This window comes from Onishia taeanensis (assembly GCF_013349955.1).
GTDB lineage: Bacteria > Pseudomonadota > Gammaproteobacteria > Pseudomonadales > Halomonadaceae > Onishia > Onishia taeanensis_B.
The window spans coordinates 240,528-255,501 of record NZ_JABVXC010000002.1; the positions used below are offsets into that span (position 1 = coordinate 240,528).

Sequence of the window (14,974 nt, forward strand, 5' to 3'; positions counted from 1 at the left end):
GCAAGACGCCCCTTTCACAGGGGCGTCTTTGTATCTGGCAGTGGCACCTGTCATCAAACCCAATCAAGCGTTCTTATGCGCCTCGATTTCCTCTAGCAACGCTTCCGCTTCTGCGGTCAGGGTCGCATTGGTATGCATGTCGCCATTGCGGGCGGCTTCCATGGCCTGCTCGAGCTTGCGCTCATAGGCCTTCTGCAGCTTCTTGGTTGGGTCGCTCTTGAAGATCCCAAACATGGCGTCGCTCCTAAGTATTGTCCCTGCAGACTACGCCAGTTTATGTACAATATCGATACAGTAATTGTACATCACCATATTCGCTCCTGCCGACACCGCTCTTCGACCATTCCCCTAGACGATTTGGTGTCCCCTGCCCTGCGCTACCCGCCAGACTCTGAAGGATGTCGTCATTTCCCTATCATGACAGGACTCGCGTGAACACAAGGTCCTCTCGGATGCCATCCGCCGCCTAGAATCGCGACGCCTTTCTACCCACACCGCTCAGCACGGACGCTCAGCAGGTTTGCCTGACTTCCCCTCAGGGGGGGCTTACCATGAAGACACTTACCTACCAAACTCTGGAGGGCGATCAACAGTCATTGCCCCTTGAGGCCATTGACCGCCTGCGGGCCGCCCTTCAGGGCAGCGTGGTTACCCCGGACGATGCCGGCTATGAGATGCTGCGCCAGCTGTGGAATGGCATGCTGGACCGGCGCCCAGCACTGATCACCCGCTGCCTGGGCGCCAATGACGTCGCCCAGGCCATCGACTTCGCCCGCGAGCATGCCATGCGGCTCAGCGTGCGTGGAGGTGGCCATCATATCGCCGGCAATGCCATTGCCGAGCAAGGCATGACGATCGACCTGTCGGCGCTGCGCAACGTGCGGGTCGACCCACGCCGGCGGACAGCTCGGGTCGATCCTGGCGCCCTGCTTGGGGATCTCGATCGGGAGGCCCAGGCCTTCGGGCTGGCAACCCCGCTGGGCATCAACTCCACCACCGGCGTCGCCGGCCTGTGCCTGGGCGGCGGATTCGGCTGGCTGACGCGCTGCCACGGCCTGACCGCCGACAACCTGCTGAGTGCCGACATCGTTACCGCCGATGGTCAGCGCCACTGGGTCTCGTCAAGCGAGGAGCCCGACCTTTTCTGGGCCATTCGCGGCGGCGGCGGCAACTTCGGTGTCGTGACCTCCTTCGAGTTCCAGCTTCACCCGGTGGGCCCTGAGGTCTACGCGGGCCTGGTGGTCTATCCCTTCGATCAGGCAGAGCGGGTAATGCGCGCCTGGCGAGACTTCACCCAGAGCGCTCCTGACGAACTCAGCGTCTGGGCGGTGCTGCGCCATGCTCCGCCACTGCCCTTCCTGCCCGAGTCCGCCCATGGCCAACCGGTGGTGGTGTTCGCCCTGCTCTATGCCGGCGAGATCGCCGCAGGTGAGCGTCTGGCGGCTCCCATACGGGCCTTCGGCACCCCGCTCGGCGAGCACCTCGGCGCCCAGCCCTACACCGCTTTCCAATCGGCCTTCGACCCGCTTCTCACTCCCGGGGTACGCAACTATTGGAAGTCCCACAATTTCGCTCGGATCGATGATGACGCCCTGGCGGCACTGATCCGCGCGGCCGAGACACTGCCCGGACCGGAGTGCGAAATCTTCGTCGCCCAGTTGGGCGGCGCCATGGCCCGGGTTGAGCCCACCGCCACCGCCTACGCGGGACGCAACGCCACCTATGTCGTGAACGTTCATGGCCGCTGGCAAGCGGCCGAGGACGATGCCTGCTGCCGCGACTGGGCGCGCCAGGCCTTTACGTCCTTGGCGCCCTTCGCCACGGGTGGCGGTTATGTGAACTTTCTCACCGAGGATGAAGGCGACCGAGTGGTAGCGGCCTACGGAATCAACTTTGCCCGCCTACAGGCCATCAAGCAGCAGGTCGATCCCGGTAATCTGTTCCGCATGAACCTCAACATTCCACCGCAAGCCGGCGAGGTGGCGGCCTGACAGGCCAGCGGGAAAGCGGATAAAAGCAGAAAGCGCCAAGAACCGTGCGGCAGGCGGGAAGGCACCGTAACTGGATGATCATGACGACACGGGCGCAACCAGGCGCCCGGTATGGCAATGGAAACAGGTATGGAAAATACCAGGGCCGACATGATGCCGGCCCGACCGCCTAACTCTGCGCTTCAGCCCTGAGAGTCACCCTGAGAGTCACCCTGAGACGTTGCCAGGCCAGCCCGCCACTGAGGCTTACCGTCCTGCATCAATACCCGGTCACCCTGGGGCGCCTCATCGAGTCGAGCGCTGAAGACCTGGCCATCGACCCGGTATTCCACGTCATACCCCAGGTGCTCCTGGCGAGTGTCGGTGACGGTTCGGCACTCTTGTCGGGTGGTGGTAGTGGTCTGGCCGGCCTCGATGCGTCCCTGAACCTCGCGCCCCGCCAGGCCACCGCCCACGGCGCCGGCCACGGTGGCAATCTTCTTGCCACTGCCGCCCCCGACCTGATTACCCAGCAGACCGCCAACGATGGCACCTGCGGCAGTGCCGATGATGCGGTTGGGATCGCGGCTGGGCGCCTGCTGGCTGACCACCACGTCCTCGCAGACCTGACGGGGTGTCTCGACGGTTCGCGTCGCCGCCTCGACCTGCAGGATATCGGCATAGACCGGCTCGGGTGCCTGGGAATAGCTGCTGACCTGATAGGCCCCTACCGCCAATCCACCAAGGCCGAGAACTGACAGGGTGCTACCGATCACGATTGACTTGTTCATCACTCACTCCTCAAACACGACACAGAATCGACCACACAAGGGTCGACAGGGATAAGAGTCGGCTCGGGGGAGTCCAGGCATCGGAATCTCGCCCCGGGGCACGCGCGGGCGCCAGGCGAAGTGACGGGAAGGGATGAGACGAGAACTCGGGCGACATCCTGCCGCTAACGAGTCGGAGACGGACGGAGTATAGCCTAGGGATCAGAAAGCAGACACAGGGCTCACGACAGCTGTGCGGTGTTTCCACACTTGCCAGTAGCCTGTCGCCATCGGCAGACGCGATGAGACCTTGCACTACGTCGGTGGCATTCACTCAAACGAAAAAAGGGCCCGGCGCCGTGATGGCGACCCCGGGCCCGGCAGGCATCATCCGTTGAGGGTCAGCGCGCCTGAACTTCCGACCAGAGCTGCTGGAAGACCTGCAGCTCGTCGCCTGAAAGGCTCGGGATGAAGCGCAGTCGCTGCATGTCATCATCGCTTGGCTGCACCGGCGGCTGGGTCAGCACCTCGTCCAGGTACGGCTCAGCGGCGGCGTTGGGGCTGGCGTAGTAGTTGTAGTTGGATAGCTGGGCGCCTACCTCCGCTTCGAGCAGGAAATCAATGAAGGCATGGGCGAGATCAGAGTTCGGCGCCTCGGCGGGAATCATCATGGTATCGACCCACATCTCGGCCCCTTCATCGGGGATCATGAAGGCGGTATTGGCGAAGCCCTCGGGGTCTTCGTCCTTGAAGGCCAGATAGTCGCCGTTGAAGCTCATCGCCGCATGCACCACGCCGCGAGACAGCTGCTGCAGCGCCGGAGTCCCGTCGGTGAAGCCACTGAAGGTATCGCGACCTTTGGTCTCGATGAGAAGCTTCGCTGCCTCTCGCCAGGCATCCAGGCCGGTGCAGTCATAGCCATGGCCGAGATAGGCACAGGCCCCACCCATGGTCACCTGCCCATCGCCCGCTACCGCGAAGGGGTAATCGGGATTCTCGTTGGCATCGAACAGCAGCGACCAGCTCTTCGGCGCGTCGGGGAAGGTGTCGGTGTTGTAGATAATGCCAGTCGTCCCCCACTGGTAGGGCACGCTGTAGTCACCGCCCGGGTCGTAGCCGGGATCCTGGAAGGTGTCCATGACGTTGCCGAGATGCGAAAGCTTCGTCTTGTCCAGGGGCTGCACCAGGCCAGTCTCGATCAGGCGCGGCACATAGTAGTTGGAAGGCACGATCACGTCATACTGGGACACGCCGCCAGCATTAAGCTTGGCTAACATTTCCGGCTGCGAATTGAAGTAATTCTGCACCACCTCGACGTCATAGCGCTCCTCGAAGGCATCGATGATCGCCGGGTCCATGTACTCGGTCCAGTTGAACAGATAAAGCTTGTCGTCAGCGGCCTGAGCACCGCCGGCCAGCATCAGGCCGAGGAGCGGCAGGGCTGTACGGGCCGAACGACGGAAGGGACGATAAAGCGAGTGCGGCATGCGTGACTCTCCTGGGTAGCAATGATGTGATGTTAGGCGGGACGAGATCGGCGAAATCGGCAGGGTGCCACGTCAAGATCTTCCTGGCGACCTCCACCTGACGACAGCAAGCTAGCGACACCGACTTGGCGACACCATGCTAGAGGCAGGCCATGGCCGCCGGCCCCTAGCGGTCGTGGCGTGGAATAGCCCTGGCTCGCTAGCCACGCCCCGCACGCTGGCGGCCCAGCAGCAGGCTGGCCACGGCGACCAACACGACGGCAGCGATCATCAGCGTGGCAATGGCATTGATCTCCGGCGAGACCCCCTTGCGGATCGCTCCCCAAATATAGATCGGCAGCGTCGCGCTCTCGGGGCCTGCGGTGAAAAAGCTGATCACGAAATCATCCAGCGACAGGGTGAATGACAGAAAGGCCCCTGAGATCAACGCGGGCCTCAGGGTCGGCACCAGAAAATGGCGGGCCCGCTGCCAGGGTGAGGCATAGAGGTCCTTGGCCGCTTCGAACAGACTTGGGTCGAGGCCCACCAGCCGTGAATAGACGATCAGCGCCACGAAGGGGATCTGAAACGACACATGGGCGATGACCATGGTGCCAAGCCCCGGCGACAGCCAGCCGGTGAGGCGCTCCACCTGCACGAAGAAGGCCATTTCGGCGATGCCGAAGACGATATCCGGCAGCACCAGCGGCAGATAAATCAGCACCACCAGCCATCCCAAGCGTCGCCAGCGATGGTGGAACATGCCATAGCCGACCAGGCTACCCAGCAGCAGTGCAATCAGTGAAGACACCACCGCCAGCAGCAGGCTGTTACCCAGTGCCGCGAGCAGCGCCTCATTGCCCATCAGCCGGTAATACCAGCGCAGCGAGACACCGGTAAAATGGGCGGCACTGTTAGAGGCGTTGAAGGAGTAAAGCACCACCACCGCCAGTGGCAGATAGAGAAACAAGAGCGTCAGCCACCAGAAAACCCGCAAGCCTCTATGCAGTCCATGGCGGGTCATATCACCACCTCATCGCCACCGCCCAAGCGCCGACCCAGCCGCCTCATCACGTAGAGTCCGGCGAAGGTCGCCAGCAACATCAGGATCGCGCCGGCGGCACCCAGCGGCCAGTTGGCGCCCCCGCCGAACTGCCGCGCCACCAGGTTGCCGAGCAGCATGTGCTTGCCCCCGCCCAGTAGCTCCGAGACGACGTACATGCCGAAGGCGGGAATCGCCACCAGCACGACGCCGGCCAGCAGCCCAGGCAGAGTCTGAGGGAAGACCGCATGCCGAAAGGTGCGCAGCGGCGAGGCGTAGAGGTCCTGCGCCGCCTCCACCTGAGAGATATCGAGCTTCTCGAAGGCGGCATAGAGCGGCAGCACCATGAACGGCAAAAAGTTATAGACAAGCCCCAGGGTCACCGCAATATTCGACGGATAAAGCCCCATGTTGGACGGTATCAGGTTCAGCGACTCGGCCAATCCCGCCAGCGGCGTGCCTGGCGCCAGCAAGTTCATCCAGCCGAAGGTGCGAATCACCTGATTGGTCCAGGACGGTACCACTAGTGCCAGCAGCATCACCGGCCGCCAGCGCGCCTTGGCGGTACTGATGTGGTAGGCCAGCGGATAGCTGATCGCCACCACCAACAGGGTCGCGATCAGGGTCTGAGCCAGCGAGCGCAGCAGGGTGTAGAGATTGGCCGGACTCCAGCCCAGAATGCCGTAGCCGGCCAGCCGCTCGAAGGCATCCAGCGTCAGCGGCATCTGCGGCTGTCCATAGGGGCCATTGGTCATGAAGGCCACGCCCATCAGGTAGATGCCGGGCAGCACCAAGAATATCAGCAGCCAGAGCACTCCCGGTGCTACGGTCAGCAGCAGGTGGCGGGTCTCGCCAAGGGCCCTGCGCCCACCGGGAGCCGCCAAAACGCCGGGCCCGCTCATGTGCCCCCCTCGTCAGCCAGCGTCACCAGATCCTCGGCCGCTACCGATACGCAGACGCGATCCCCTACGCTTGGCAACTGTCGCCCCCGATTATTGATCATCGCCTGCAGCTCGGCATCGCCTACCGCCAGACGGTATTCGGCGTGGCTGCCTCGATACAGGCAGTCGGTAACGCGTGCCGGCAGGCAGTTGGCGCCGGCCTGATCCAATGGCCGCAAGTCTACCGTTTCGGGGCGGATCAGCAGCAACGAGTCCTCGTCCGATGTCTCTGATAGCTCGGCCTCCGGTGGCTCGACCGTCAGTGCCCCCAGTCCGGTGTTGAGCCGCACGCCATCCCGGGCAAGGATCGGGAAGAGATTGTCGTGGCCCATGAAGCGGGCGACGAAAGCATTCGCCGGCCGCTCGTAGATTTCTTTAGGCGAGCCCACCTGCTGGATGCTGCCCCCATCGAGCACGGCGATGCGGTCCGACATGACCATGGCTTCCTGCTGATCGTGGGTAACGAACAGGAAGGTCATGCCCAGGCGCGCCTGAACGCGCTTGAGCTCGACCTGAAGCTGGCCGCGCAGCCCAGCATCCAGGGCCGACAGCGGCTCGTCGAGCAGCAGCACGTCCGGCTCACAGACCAGGGCGCGTGCCAGAGCGATGCGCTGACGCTGACCGCCCGAGAGCTGATCCACCCGGCGTTCGATCAGCCCACCGAGCTGGATGAAGCGGGCAATCTCGGCAACCCGAGACTCCCGCTCGGGCTTGGAGACGCCCTGCATACGCAGCCCAAAGGCCAGGTTGTCGCGCACCGACAGATGCGGAAAGAGCGCATAGGACTGGAAGACGGTGTTGACGCTGCGCTGGTGCGCCGGCACCTGGGTGATATCGCGCCCGCCAAGGGTCAGGCGACCGGCATCCGGCGACTCGAGCCCGGCGAGAATGCGCAAAAGGGTCGTCTTGCCACAGCCCGAGGGGCCGAGCAGCGTGAAGAACTCCCCTTCGCGGATCGTAAGATCGACGCCGTCCAGCGCCACGGCGTCGGAACCGAAACGCTTGTGCAGGCCCTCAAGGGCGATGGCCGCCTCGGGGCGAGCGGCCGCCGGGGCTCGATTGGTCAGGTCCTGGCGGGGCCGGGCACTCGCCGTACTGGTCTCGCTCATCGCTCTCCTCGTCTTGTCGCATGCCGGCCTTCGCCGACCGGATCATGGCCGGTCGCGCAGTCTATAGAACTGTGCCGCCGGGACCAATAGGGACAGGCGCCTTGCCGCCGTTACGCCATATTTTACTCACCTTGGTGTGAGTAAAGTTGGATTTTTCATACGTGCTGGCCGCGCCATGCTATGGACACACTCCCAGCGCCTGGCCAGGAGGCCCCATGCTGCATTCCGACATTGAGACCGACCCCACCAGTACCTCGGCTCCCAACACCCTGTCGTCCGCCTTCTGGATGCCCTATACCGCCAACCGCGATTTCCGCGAACATCCGCGGATGGTGACCGGCGCCGAAGGACGCTACTTCATCGATGCCAAGGGGCGCCGGCTGTTCGACTCCCTGTCCGGCCTGTGGACCTGCGGTGCCGGCCATAATCGCACCGAGATCAAGAACGCCGTGTCGCGCCAGCTGAGCAGCCTCGACTTCGCCCCTGGCTTTCAGGTCGGCCATCCGCTGGCTTTCGCGCTGGCCGACAAGGTCGCCGAGCTGACGCCGGCCGGCCTCGACCACGTCTTCTTCACCAACTCCGGCTCCGAGGCCGCCGACACCTCGGTGAAGATGGCCAAGGCCTACTGGCGTATCAAGGGGCACCCCGAGAAGACGCGGCTGATCGGTCGCGCCAAGGGCTATCACGGCGTCAACATCGGCGGCACCAGCCTCGGGGGAATCGGCGCCAATCGCAAGCACTTCGGCCCATTGCTCGACGTCAGTCACCTGCCGCACACCCTGCAACAAGGCCTGGCCTTCACCCGCGGCCAGGCCGAGACCGGCTGGGAACTGGCTGATGCCCTGCTCGACCAGATCGCCCTGCACGACGCCTCCACTATCGCCGCGGTGATCGTCGAGCCGATGTCCGGCTCCGCCGGCGTGATCGTGCCGCCCAAGGGCTATCTGGAGCGACTGCGAGCGATCTGCGACGCCCACGACATCCTCTTGATCTTCGACGAGGTAATCACCGCTTTCGGACGCTGTGGCGCTCGCACCGGTGCCGAGGCCTTTGGCGTCACGCCGGACATTATGAACGTGGCCAAGCAATTGACCAACGGTGCCGTACCGATGGGCGCGGTGATCGCCTCTCACGAGGTCTTCTCAGCCTTCATGGACGGCACCGCACCGGCCCACGCTATCGAGTTCCCCCACGGCTACACCTACAGCGGCCACCCGGTGGCCTGTGCCGCGGGCCTGGCGGCGCTGGAGCTGTTCGAGCGCGAGGACTTCCCCGCTCAGGTCCGCTCCATTGCCCCGGCTTTCGAAAACAAGCTGCATGCGCTGCGCGGGCAGCGTCACGTGGTCGACATCCGCAACTACGGCCTGGCGGGTGCCATCCAGCTTGCACCCCGCAACGGCGACCCGTCGATCCGCCCGCGGGATGCCCACCTGGCGCTGTGGGAAGCAGGCTTCTATGTCCGCTTCGGCGGCGACACCCTGCAGTTCGGCCCTCCGTTCTCAACCACGGAAGACGAGCTCGAGCGACTATTCGATGCCGTGGCTACCACTCTCGACACCCTGGCCTGAGCGCCCCGCGCTCTCTATCCCTTCCTTCGAAACCACTCGCGCCGAGTTCAACTTCCCTTCCGGCAGCTAACCAGCTCTTCGGGATCAACTCCCGATAGCCTGGGGATCAACAACGGCCGGCCCTTCGGGGTCGGCCGTTGTCGCTGATCTCGCCCTCTCAGGACTGATTGGCCAGCTCGTCGATAAAGGCTTCGAGGACCCGATGGGGGCGCCGGTCGCGGCGGGTAATGGTGACAAAAGGGGTGCTGAAGCGACAGCCAGGCAGGTCGAGCTCCCGAAGCCGCCCGGCGGCGACCCAGTGGGCGGCCAGATGATCGGGCAGATAGCCAAGGTAGGCCCCGGTGAGAATCATGAATGCCGCGCCCTCGCGATCACTGGCGGTGGCGGTACCTGTGAGCGGGGCATGGGCCGCCCGCGCCGCGTCCGGCAACGGGTAGCCGGGGACTACCGCCTCGAAGCCGGCGAGCTGCGCCGTCGCCAGATCGGCATCGGGGACGGCGAAGAGCGGGTGGGTATCGGCGCAATAAAGCCCTGAGGCCTCATCGTAGAGCGGGCGCGCCTCGAGGCTCGCCAGCAGGTTGACCTCGGGCACCACACCGATATGCAGCCGGGCGTCGAGGACCCCCTGGGCGATGCTGTCCGGTGCTTCCATATAGATATTGACCACCACCTCTGGCCCCTGAGCCTTGAGGGCGGACAGGGCATGGGTGATACGCATCTGCGGCAGGCTGACCAAGTTATCAGTGATGCCGATATTGAGCTCGCCGCGCAGGGTACGGTGCAGGCCGTTGACTTCAGTGCGGAAGGTCTCCAGGGAAGCCAGCAGGGCTAACCCGGCCCGATAGACCTGGCGGCCCTCCTCGGTGAGCGCAAAACCGCCGCGTCCGCGCTGACACAGGCGCAGCCCCAGCCGTTTCTCGAGATCACTCATATGCAGGCTGATCGCCGAGCGGGATATACCCAGCTGGCCCTCGGCAGCGGTGAAGCCGCCGCACTCGACGACCGCCTTGAACACGCGTATCAGACGCACCTCGAAATCGCTGACCCGCCCAAGCGGCGGCGCTGCGTGCTCAGCCATGGTTTAGTCCTGATCGCAGCGCTGCCCGCAAACCGGGCAACCCGGATCGCGGGGCACGCGGAAGCGGCGCCATTCACCTGTGAGGCCATCGAAGGTAGCAAGCCCTTGATGAGCGCTACCGGCACCGCTGAGCAGCTTGACCGCTTCCAGCGCCTGGAAGCTGCCGATCAGCCCCACCAACGGTGCCACCACACCGTTCTCGGCGCAGCGCAGTTCCTCGTCCTCCCCCGGCGTTCCGGGCGGATAGAGGCAGGCATAGCAGGGGCTTTCCAGCTCACGAGGGTCGAAGACCGCGAGCTGCCCCCCGAAACGAATCGCTGCACCGGAGACCAGCGGCCGCCCCGCCGCTAGGCAGGCGGCATTGATGGCATAGCGGGAGGCAAAGCGATCGGTGCAGTCGAGCACCAGATCCGCTGCCTCGACGGCGCGCGCCAACGCCTCGCCATCGAGGCGCTCGGTGATGGCGGTGATCCGGCAATCAGGATTGAGCGCCAGCGCAGCATCGCGAGCCGATTCGGCCTTGAGCCGGCCGATGTCCGCCTGGCCGTGGGCAATCTGGCGCTGCAGGTTGGAAAGCTCGACCGCGTCATCGTCAGCAAGCGTCAAGCGGCCGACTCCCGAGGCTGCCAGGTAAAGCGCCACCGGCGAGCCTAGCCCGCCGGCGCCGATCACCAGCGCATGGCTTGCAAGAAGGCGCTCTTGCCCTTCTATCTCGATCGATTCAAGCATGATCTGGCGGCTGTAGCGCAGCAACGCCTGGTCGTCCATCGTCACGTATCTTCTGGGCCTTTTTCTCAGGTCCTGATCTCAGGCCCTGCTTTGTTACCGGCCAGCACCGGTCAGCCGGCGCCAACGCTCACTACTCTTACTCACGACTCTTACTCACTACTCTTACTCGATACTCTTCACTCAGTACTCTTCTCACTCAGTACTCTTCGAGCTGCTCGACGTCCGGGACATGCAGGGTAAATTCTTCCTTGACCTCTTCCATGACCACATAGCTCTTCGACTCCTTGACGCCGGGCAGCGTCAGCACTACCTCGCCAAGCAACTGGCGATAGGCCGACATCTCAGGAATACGGCACTTGAGGATATAGTCGAACTGCCCCGAGACCAGATGGCATTCCTGGACTTGCGGCAGCTTGCGCACGGCACGCCGGAACTCGTCGAACACCGCCGGCGACTGGCTCTCGAGACTGATCTCGACGAACACCAGCAGCTTGGCCTTCAGGGCCTTGGGGTCGAGCACCGCCTTGTAGCCGCGGATGATGCCCGAGCGCTCCAAGCGTTTGACGCGCTCCAGGCAGGGCGTGGTGGAAAGTCCCACCTGAGCGGCCAGGTCGACATAGGAAATGCGGGCATTGTCCTGGAGAACGCGCAGGATTTTTAGATCGATACGGTCAAGCGAGCGGGTCTTGGCTTTCATGGTCATCCAGTGTCCAAGCTCAATACACAGGCGCCGTCTGAGGCATCACCGCCGGATCGCCTGCGCATCATGGCTTTCATAGTTGTTGGCAGGGGGAATCAACGAAAACCTCAGTGATTGGTCGGGCCAGATGCCGGCTTGTCAGCGAGGTTCGCCATTTTCCCCCATGTTTCCCATACAAGTACCATATCCGCTCTAGGCGGCGCGAGCCGCAGCGCCAACGCTCTTTTCTAGCGAGCTTATGCGAACCAGCGCCCCAGGCTCACCCGGTCGCGCGACCCCAGGTCCTGAAGGGTCACGGCATCTGAATAGCCCGCCTCCTTGAGCGCCTGACGCACCGCCGCACCCTGTTCGAGACCATGCTCGAGCAAAAGCCAGCCGCCCGGGACGAGATGATCGCGCGCCTTGGCCACCAGCCAGTGGAGGTCAGCCAGCCCCTCATCGCCGGCCACCAGCGCCGAGCGAGGTTCGAAACGCACGTCCCCCAGCGCGAGATGGGGGTCATCGTCGGCAAGGTAAGGCGGGTTGGCTACCACCAGCGAAAAGCGCTCACCCCCAAGGGCGGCAAACCAGTCGCTCACGAGGAAGCGAACCCGCGACAGCCCCAGACGGGCGGCGTTGTCTGCGGCCAGGGCGACGGCCTGCGGCGACAGGTCGACGCCGGTCACCTGCCAGCCGGGGCGCTCACTGGCGAACGCCAGCGCGATGGCACCGGTGCCGGTGCCGAGATCCACTAGCTTGCCACTCTCGGCGGCGCCACGAGCGAGCGCCGCCTCGACCAGGCATTCGGTATCGGGGCGCGGAATGAGGGTGGCATCAGAAGTCTTGAGGGTCAGCCCCCAGAACTCTCGTTCACCGGTCAGGTGAGCCACCGGCCTGCCCTGCGCCCTCGCCGCGACGAGGGCCTCGAAGCGCGCCCGCACACCAGGCTCGGCGTCGCGATCGCCCCAGGTATAGAGCCAGGCACGGCTGACACCGAGCACGTCACACAGCAGCACCTCGGCATCCAGCCTTGGGCTCGGCGAAGCGGCTACCTTGAGGCGCTGGGCGGCACGCGCCAATAGCAGGTCGAGGCGCATCAGGCTGTCTCCTTGGCCCATCAGGCTTCCTGCTGCAGGGCAGCGAGCTGCTCGGCCTGATACTCGTGCAGCAGGGGCTCGATGATCTCGCCAAGCTCGCCGGTCATCACCTCGTTAAGCTTATAGAGTGTCAGATTGATGCGGTGATCGGTGACACGCCCCTGGGGAAAATTATAAGTGCGAATGCGCTCGCTGCGATCCCCGGAGCCCACCAGCGAGCGACGCGTATCGGCCTGCTCGCGCTGCTGATTCTCTTGAGCGCTCTGCTTGAGACGCGCGGCCAGCAGTGACATGGCCTTGGCGCGGTTCTTGTGTTGGCTACGCTCTTCCTGACACTCGACCACCACGCCGCTTGGCAGGTGAGTGATGCGGATCGCCGAATCGGTGGTGTTGACATGCTGGCCGCCAGCACCGCTGGAGCGGAAGGTATCGACACGCAAGTCGTTAGTGTTGATGTCGATATCACCGACCTGGTCGGCCTCCGGCATCACCGCCACGGTACAGGCCGAAGTATGAATCCGCCCCTGGGATTCGGTCGCCGGCACCCGCTGCACACGGTGCGCGCCGGATTCGAACTTGAGCCGGGCATAGACGCCCTCGCCCTTGACGCGCGAGATCAGCTCCTTGTACCCCCCCTGCTCACCGTGACTGGCACTGACCACTTCGACCTTCCAGCCGTGCTTCTCGGCATAGCGGGAATACATGCGAAACAGGTCGCCGGCAAACAGTGCAGCCTCATCACCGCCGGTGCCGGCTCGGACTTCCAGATAGACACTGCGACCGTCATCCGGGTCCTTGGGCACCAGCAGCCGCTTGAGCGACTCTTCGAGGGCAGCCAACCGCTGCTGGCCCTCGGCCTGCTCTAGCTCGGCCAGCTCGCGCATCTCGGCATCGCTATCCTCGAGCAGGGCCTGGGCAGCCTCGACATTGCCCTCGGTGCCGCGGAATTCCTGCCAGGTGGCCACCAGCTCTTCGAGTTCGGCATATTCCCGGGAATAGTCGCGGAAGCGCGGCTGGTCGGCGATGACGTCGGGCTCGGCCAGCAGGGCCGAGAGTTCCTCGAAGCGCTCGGCAAAGGTATCCAGGCGCTGACGCAATGTGGCTTTCATGAAGGGTCCTGTTGTCTGGTGCCGGTCATCGAGGTGGATCCTGAGGACGGCGCTCGGCGTCGAAAAGCAGTGCCTCGGCGGCTTCGATCAGATCCTGGCGCTCGGCCCCGGAGGCCTCGCGCAGACCAAGAGTGGGAGCATGCATGAGCTTGTTGGTAAGCTGACGGGCCAGGCGTGCGACGACCTTCTCCGGGTCGTCGCCGCGGGCCAGCTGCGCCAGCGCCTGTTCCTCGGACTCGGCACGCATCTGCTCGCCCTGAGCACGGTAGCGGCGAATCAGGTCGCCGGCGCCGCGCACCCGACGCTCATGCTGCCAACTACCCACACCGTGCTCGATCAGCACTTCAGCCTGATCGGCAGCCACTTGGCGATGACGGCGGTTCTCTTCGATAACCTCCTGAAGGTCATCGACGGTATAAAGGAAGACATCATCCAGTTCGCCGACCTGCGGTTCAATGTCACGGGGCACGGCGATATCGACCATGAACACCGGCCGGTGACGGCGCATCTTGATCGCTCGCTCGACCATGCCCTTGCCGAGAATCGGCAGCGGCGCCGCAGTGGACGAAATAACGATGTCGGCACGGGCCAGGGCATCGGGAATCTCGTTGAGAGAGATCGCCTCGCCACCGAAGGATCCCGCCAATTGCGCAGCCCGCTCACGGGTGCGGTTGGCCACGATCAGGGTTCGCACCCCTGCCTCCTGCAGGTGACGGGCGACCAGCTCGATGGTTTCACCGGCGCCGATCAACAGCGCCGTGGAGCGCTTGAGGTCATCGAAGATGCGACTGGCCATGCTCACCGCGGCATAGGCCACCGACACCGGGTTTTCGCCGATGCCCGTCTCGGTGCGCACCTGCTTGGCGACCGCGAAGGTGTGCTGAAATAGCCGTTCGAGCTCACCGCCCAGCCCCTGGTGGCTGCGCGCCACCTGGTAGGCATCTTTGAGCTGGCCGAGGATCTGCGGCTCGCCGAGCACCATGGAGTCCAGCCCCACGGCCACCCGCATCAGGTGGCGCGCAGCGTCACCGTCCAGATAATGGTAGGCCGCCGCCGACAGCTGCTCGACGCTGAGCGCATGAAAGCGGCTCAGCCATTCAAGGATCGCCGCCTCACCATCGCGCTCGATCACGCAATAGAGTTCGGTGCGATTGCAGGTCGACAGCAGCGCGGCTTCGTGCACTTCGGCCAGAGCGCTTAGCTCGGTCAGAGCCGCTTCCAACTGCGCCGGGGTAAAGGCGACTTGCTCGCGCACCTCGACCGCTGCTGTCTTATGGTTGATGCCAAGGGCCAAAAGCGTCATGCAATCAGAGTCTTCGCTCAAGGGGGTGGGTGCGAATCACGGCGCACGCCACGAGGCGCAGCGCGACAGCAGGATAGCCTGCCTGACACCTGTATCAACGCCTGGGAAGTGGT

The 14,974-nt window shown here is 64.2% G+C and carries 14 protein-coding genes; 2 read left to right on the forward strand and 12 right to left on the reverse strand.

Annotated elements, in window-relative coordinates; all coding sequences use genetic code 11:
- Positions 1-63: 63 nt before the first annotated feature.
- Entirely contained in the window at positions 64-234 is a 171-nt protein-coding gene (locus tag HUS66_RS03920) for a DUF6435 family protein (RefSeq protein WP_175069654.1), read from the reverse strand.
- Positions 235-551: 317 nt separating this feature from the next.
- Between HUS66_RS03920 and HUS66_RS03925 the strand changes: the two genes are divergently transcribed.
- On the forward strand, positions 552-1,991 hold the full coding sequence (locus tag HUS66_RS03925; RefSeq protein WP_175069655.1) for an FAD-binding oxidoreductase: 1,440 nt from the start codon (positions 552-554) through the stop codon (positions 1,989-1,991).
- A 182-nt stretch (positions 1,992-2,173) separates the two neighbouring features.
- On the opposite strand, the gene HUS66_RS03930 is transcribed toward HUS66_RS03925, so the two are convergent.
- From HUS66_RS03930 to HUS66_RS03950, 5 genes are all read right to left on the reverse strand, one after another.
- The gene (locus tag HUS66_RS03930) at positions 2,174-2,761 is read right to left on the reverse strand and encodes a glycine zipper 2TM domain-containing protein (protein WP_175069656.1); all 588 of its coding nucleotides are present in this window, start codon (positions 2,759-2,761) and stop codon (positions 2,174-2,176) included.
- Positions 2,762-3,141: 380 nt separating this feature from the next.
- Complete coding sequence (locus HUS66_RS03935) at positions 3,142-4,227, reverse strand: ABC transporter substrate-binding protein (protein WP_175069657.1); 1,086 nt, start codon at positions 4,225-4,227, stop codon at positions 3,142-3,144.
- 199 nt (positions 4,228-4,426) lie between these two features.
- Positions 4,427-5,230, reverse strand: coding sequence for an ABC transporter permease (locus HUS66_RS03940; protein WP_175069658.1), 804 nt, complete (start codon positions 5,228-5,230; stop codon positions 4,427-4,429).
- The gene (locus HUS66_RS03945) at positions 5,227-6,150 is read right to left on the reverse strand and encodes an ABC transporter permease (RefSeq protein WP_175069659.1); all 924 of its coding nucleotides are present in this window, start codon (positions 6,148-6,150) and stop codon (positions 5,227-5,229) included. The genes HUS66_RS03940 and HUS66_RS03945 overlap by 4 nt, the downstream gene beginning before the upstream one ends.
- Positions 6,147-7,298, reverse strand: coding sequence for an ABC transporter ATP-binding protein (locus HUS66_RS03950; RefSeq protein ID WP_175069660.1), 1,152 nt, complete (start codon positions 7,296-7,298; stop codon positions 6,147-6,149). Before HUS66_RS03950 ends, HUS66_RS03945 begins: the two co-directional genes overlap by 4 nt.
- A gap of 215 nt (positions 7,299-7,513) precedes the next feature.
- Between HUS66_RS03950 and HUS66_RS03955 the strand changes: the two genes are divergently transcribed.
- Positions 7,514-8,866: an aspartate aminotransferase family protein gene (locus HUS66_RS03955; RefSeq protein ID WP_175069661.1), complete on the forward strand. Its 1,353-nt coding sequence runs from the start codon at positions 7,514-7,516 to the stop codon at positions 8,864-8,866.
- A gap of 157 nt (positions 8,867-9,023) precedes the next feature.
- Here the strand turns inward: HUS66_RS03955 and HUS66_RS03960 are convergent, their stop codons facing one another.
- The 6 genes from HUS66_RS03960 to hemA form a co-directional block, all read right to left on the reverse strand.
- Complete coding sequence (locus HUS66_RS03960; protein WP_175069662.1) at positions 9,024-9,944, reverse strand: LysR family transcriptional regulator; 921 nt, start codon at positions 9,942-9,944, stop codon at positions 9,024-9,026.
- A gap of 3 nt (positions 9,945-9,947) precedes the next feature.
- Positions 9,948-10,712 carry a HesA/MoeB/ThiF family protein gene (locus HUS66_RS03965; RefSeq protein ID WP_175069813.1) on the reverse strand — a complete coding sequence of 255 codons (765 nt, stop codon included), beginning with the start codon at positions 10,710-10,712 and terminating at the stop codon, positions 9,948-9,950.
- A gap of 157 nt (positions 10,713-10,869) precedes the next feature.
- Positions 10,870-11,370 (reverse strand): Lrp/AsnC ligand binding domain-containing protein, encoded by a 501-nt coding sequence (locus HUS66_RS03970; RefSeq protein WP_175069663.1) that lies wholly within the window; start codon positions 11,368-11,370, stop codon positions 10,870-10,872.
- A gap of 239 nt (positions 11,371-11,609) precedes the next feature.
- A complete protein-coding gene (gene prmC, locus HUS66_RS03975) occupies positions 11,610-12,449 on the reverse strand; it encodes a peptide chain release factor N(5)-glutamine methyltransferase (RefSeq protein WP_175069814.1) in 840 nt (279 codons plus the stop codon).
- Between the two features lie 20 nt (positions 12,450-12,469).
- Entirely contained in the window at positions 12,470-13,558 is a 1,089-nt protein-coding gene (prfA, locus tag HUS66_RS03980; RefSeq protein ID WP_175069664.1) for a peptide chain release factor 1, read from the reverse strand.
- A 25-nt stretch (positions 13,559-13,583) separates the two neighbouring features.
- Positions 13,584-14,861 (reverse strand): glutamyl-tRNA reductase, encoded by a 1,278-nt coding sequence (hemA, locus tag HUS66_RS03985; protein ID WP_175069665.1) that lies wholly within the window; start codon positions 14,859-14,861, stop codon positions 13,584-13,586.
- Positions 14,862-14,974 lie beyond the last annotated feature (113 nt).

Coding starts and splice junctions, on each gene's coding strand:
- HUS66_RS03920 (WP_175069654.1), bottom strand. CDS start 234: ATGTTTGGGATCTTCAAGAGCGACCCAACCAAGAAGCTGCAGAAGGCC.
- HUS66_RS03925 (WP_175069655.1), top strand. CDS start 552: ATGAAGACACTTACCTACCAAACTCTGGAGGGCGATCAACAGTCATTG.
- HUS66_RS03930 (WP_175069656.1), bottom strand. CDS start 2,761: ATGAACAAGTCAATCGTGATCGGTAGCACCCTGTCAGTTCTCGGCCTT.
- HUS66_RS03935 (WP_175069657.1), bottom strand. CDS start 4,227: ATGCCGCACTCGCTTTATCGTCCCTTCCGTCGTTCGGCCCGTACAGCC.
- HUS66_RS03940 (WP_175069658.1), bottom strand. CDS start 5,230: ATGACCCGCCATGGACTGCATAGAGGCTTGCGGGTTTTCTGGTGGCTG.
- HUS66_RS03945 (WP_175069659.1), bottom strand. CDS start 6,150: ATGAGCGGGCCCGGCGTTTTGGCGGCTCCCGGTGGGCGCAGGGCCCTT.
- HUS66_RS03950 (WP_175069660.1), bottom strand. CDS start 7,298: ATGAGCGAGACCAGTACGGCGAGTGCCCGGCCCCGCCAGGACCTGACC.
- HUS66_RS03955 (WP_175069661.1), top strand. CDS start 7,514: ATGCTGCATTCCGACATTGAGACCGACCCCACCAGTACCTCGGCTCCC.
- HUS66_RS03960 (WP_175069662.1), bottom strand. CDS start 9,944: ATGGCTGAGCACGCAGCGCCGCCGCTTGGGCGGGTCAGCGATTTCGAG.
- HUS66_RS03965 (WP_175069813.1), bottom strand. CDS start 10,712: ATGGACGACCAGGCGTTGCTGCGCTACAGCCGCCAGATCATGCTTGAA.
- HUS66_RS03970 (WP_175069663.1), bottom strand. CDS start 11,370: ATGAAAGCCAAGACCCGCTCGCTTGACCGTATCGATCTAAAAATCCTG.
- prmC (WP_175069814.1), bottom strand. CDS start 12,449: ATGCGCCTCGACCTGCTATTGGCGCGTGCCGCCCAGCGCCTCAAGGTA.
- prfA (WP_175069664.1), bottom strand. CDS start 13,558: ATGAAAGCCACATTGCGTCAGCGCCTGGATACCTTTGCCGAGCGCTTC.
- hemA (WP_175069665.1), bottom strand. CDS start 14,861: ATGACGCTTTTGGCCCTTGGCATCAACCATAAGACAGCAGCGGTCGAG.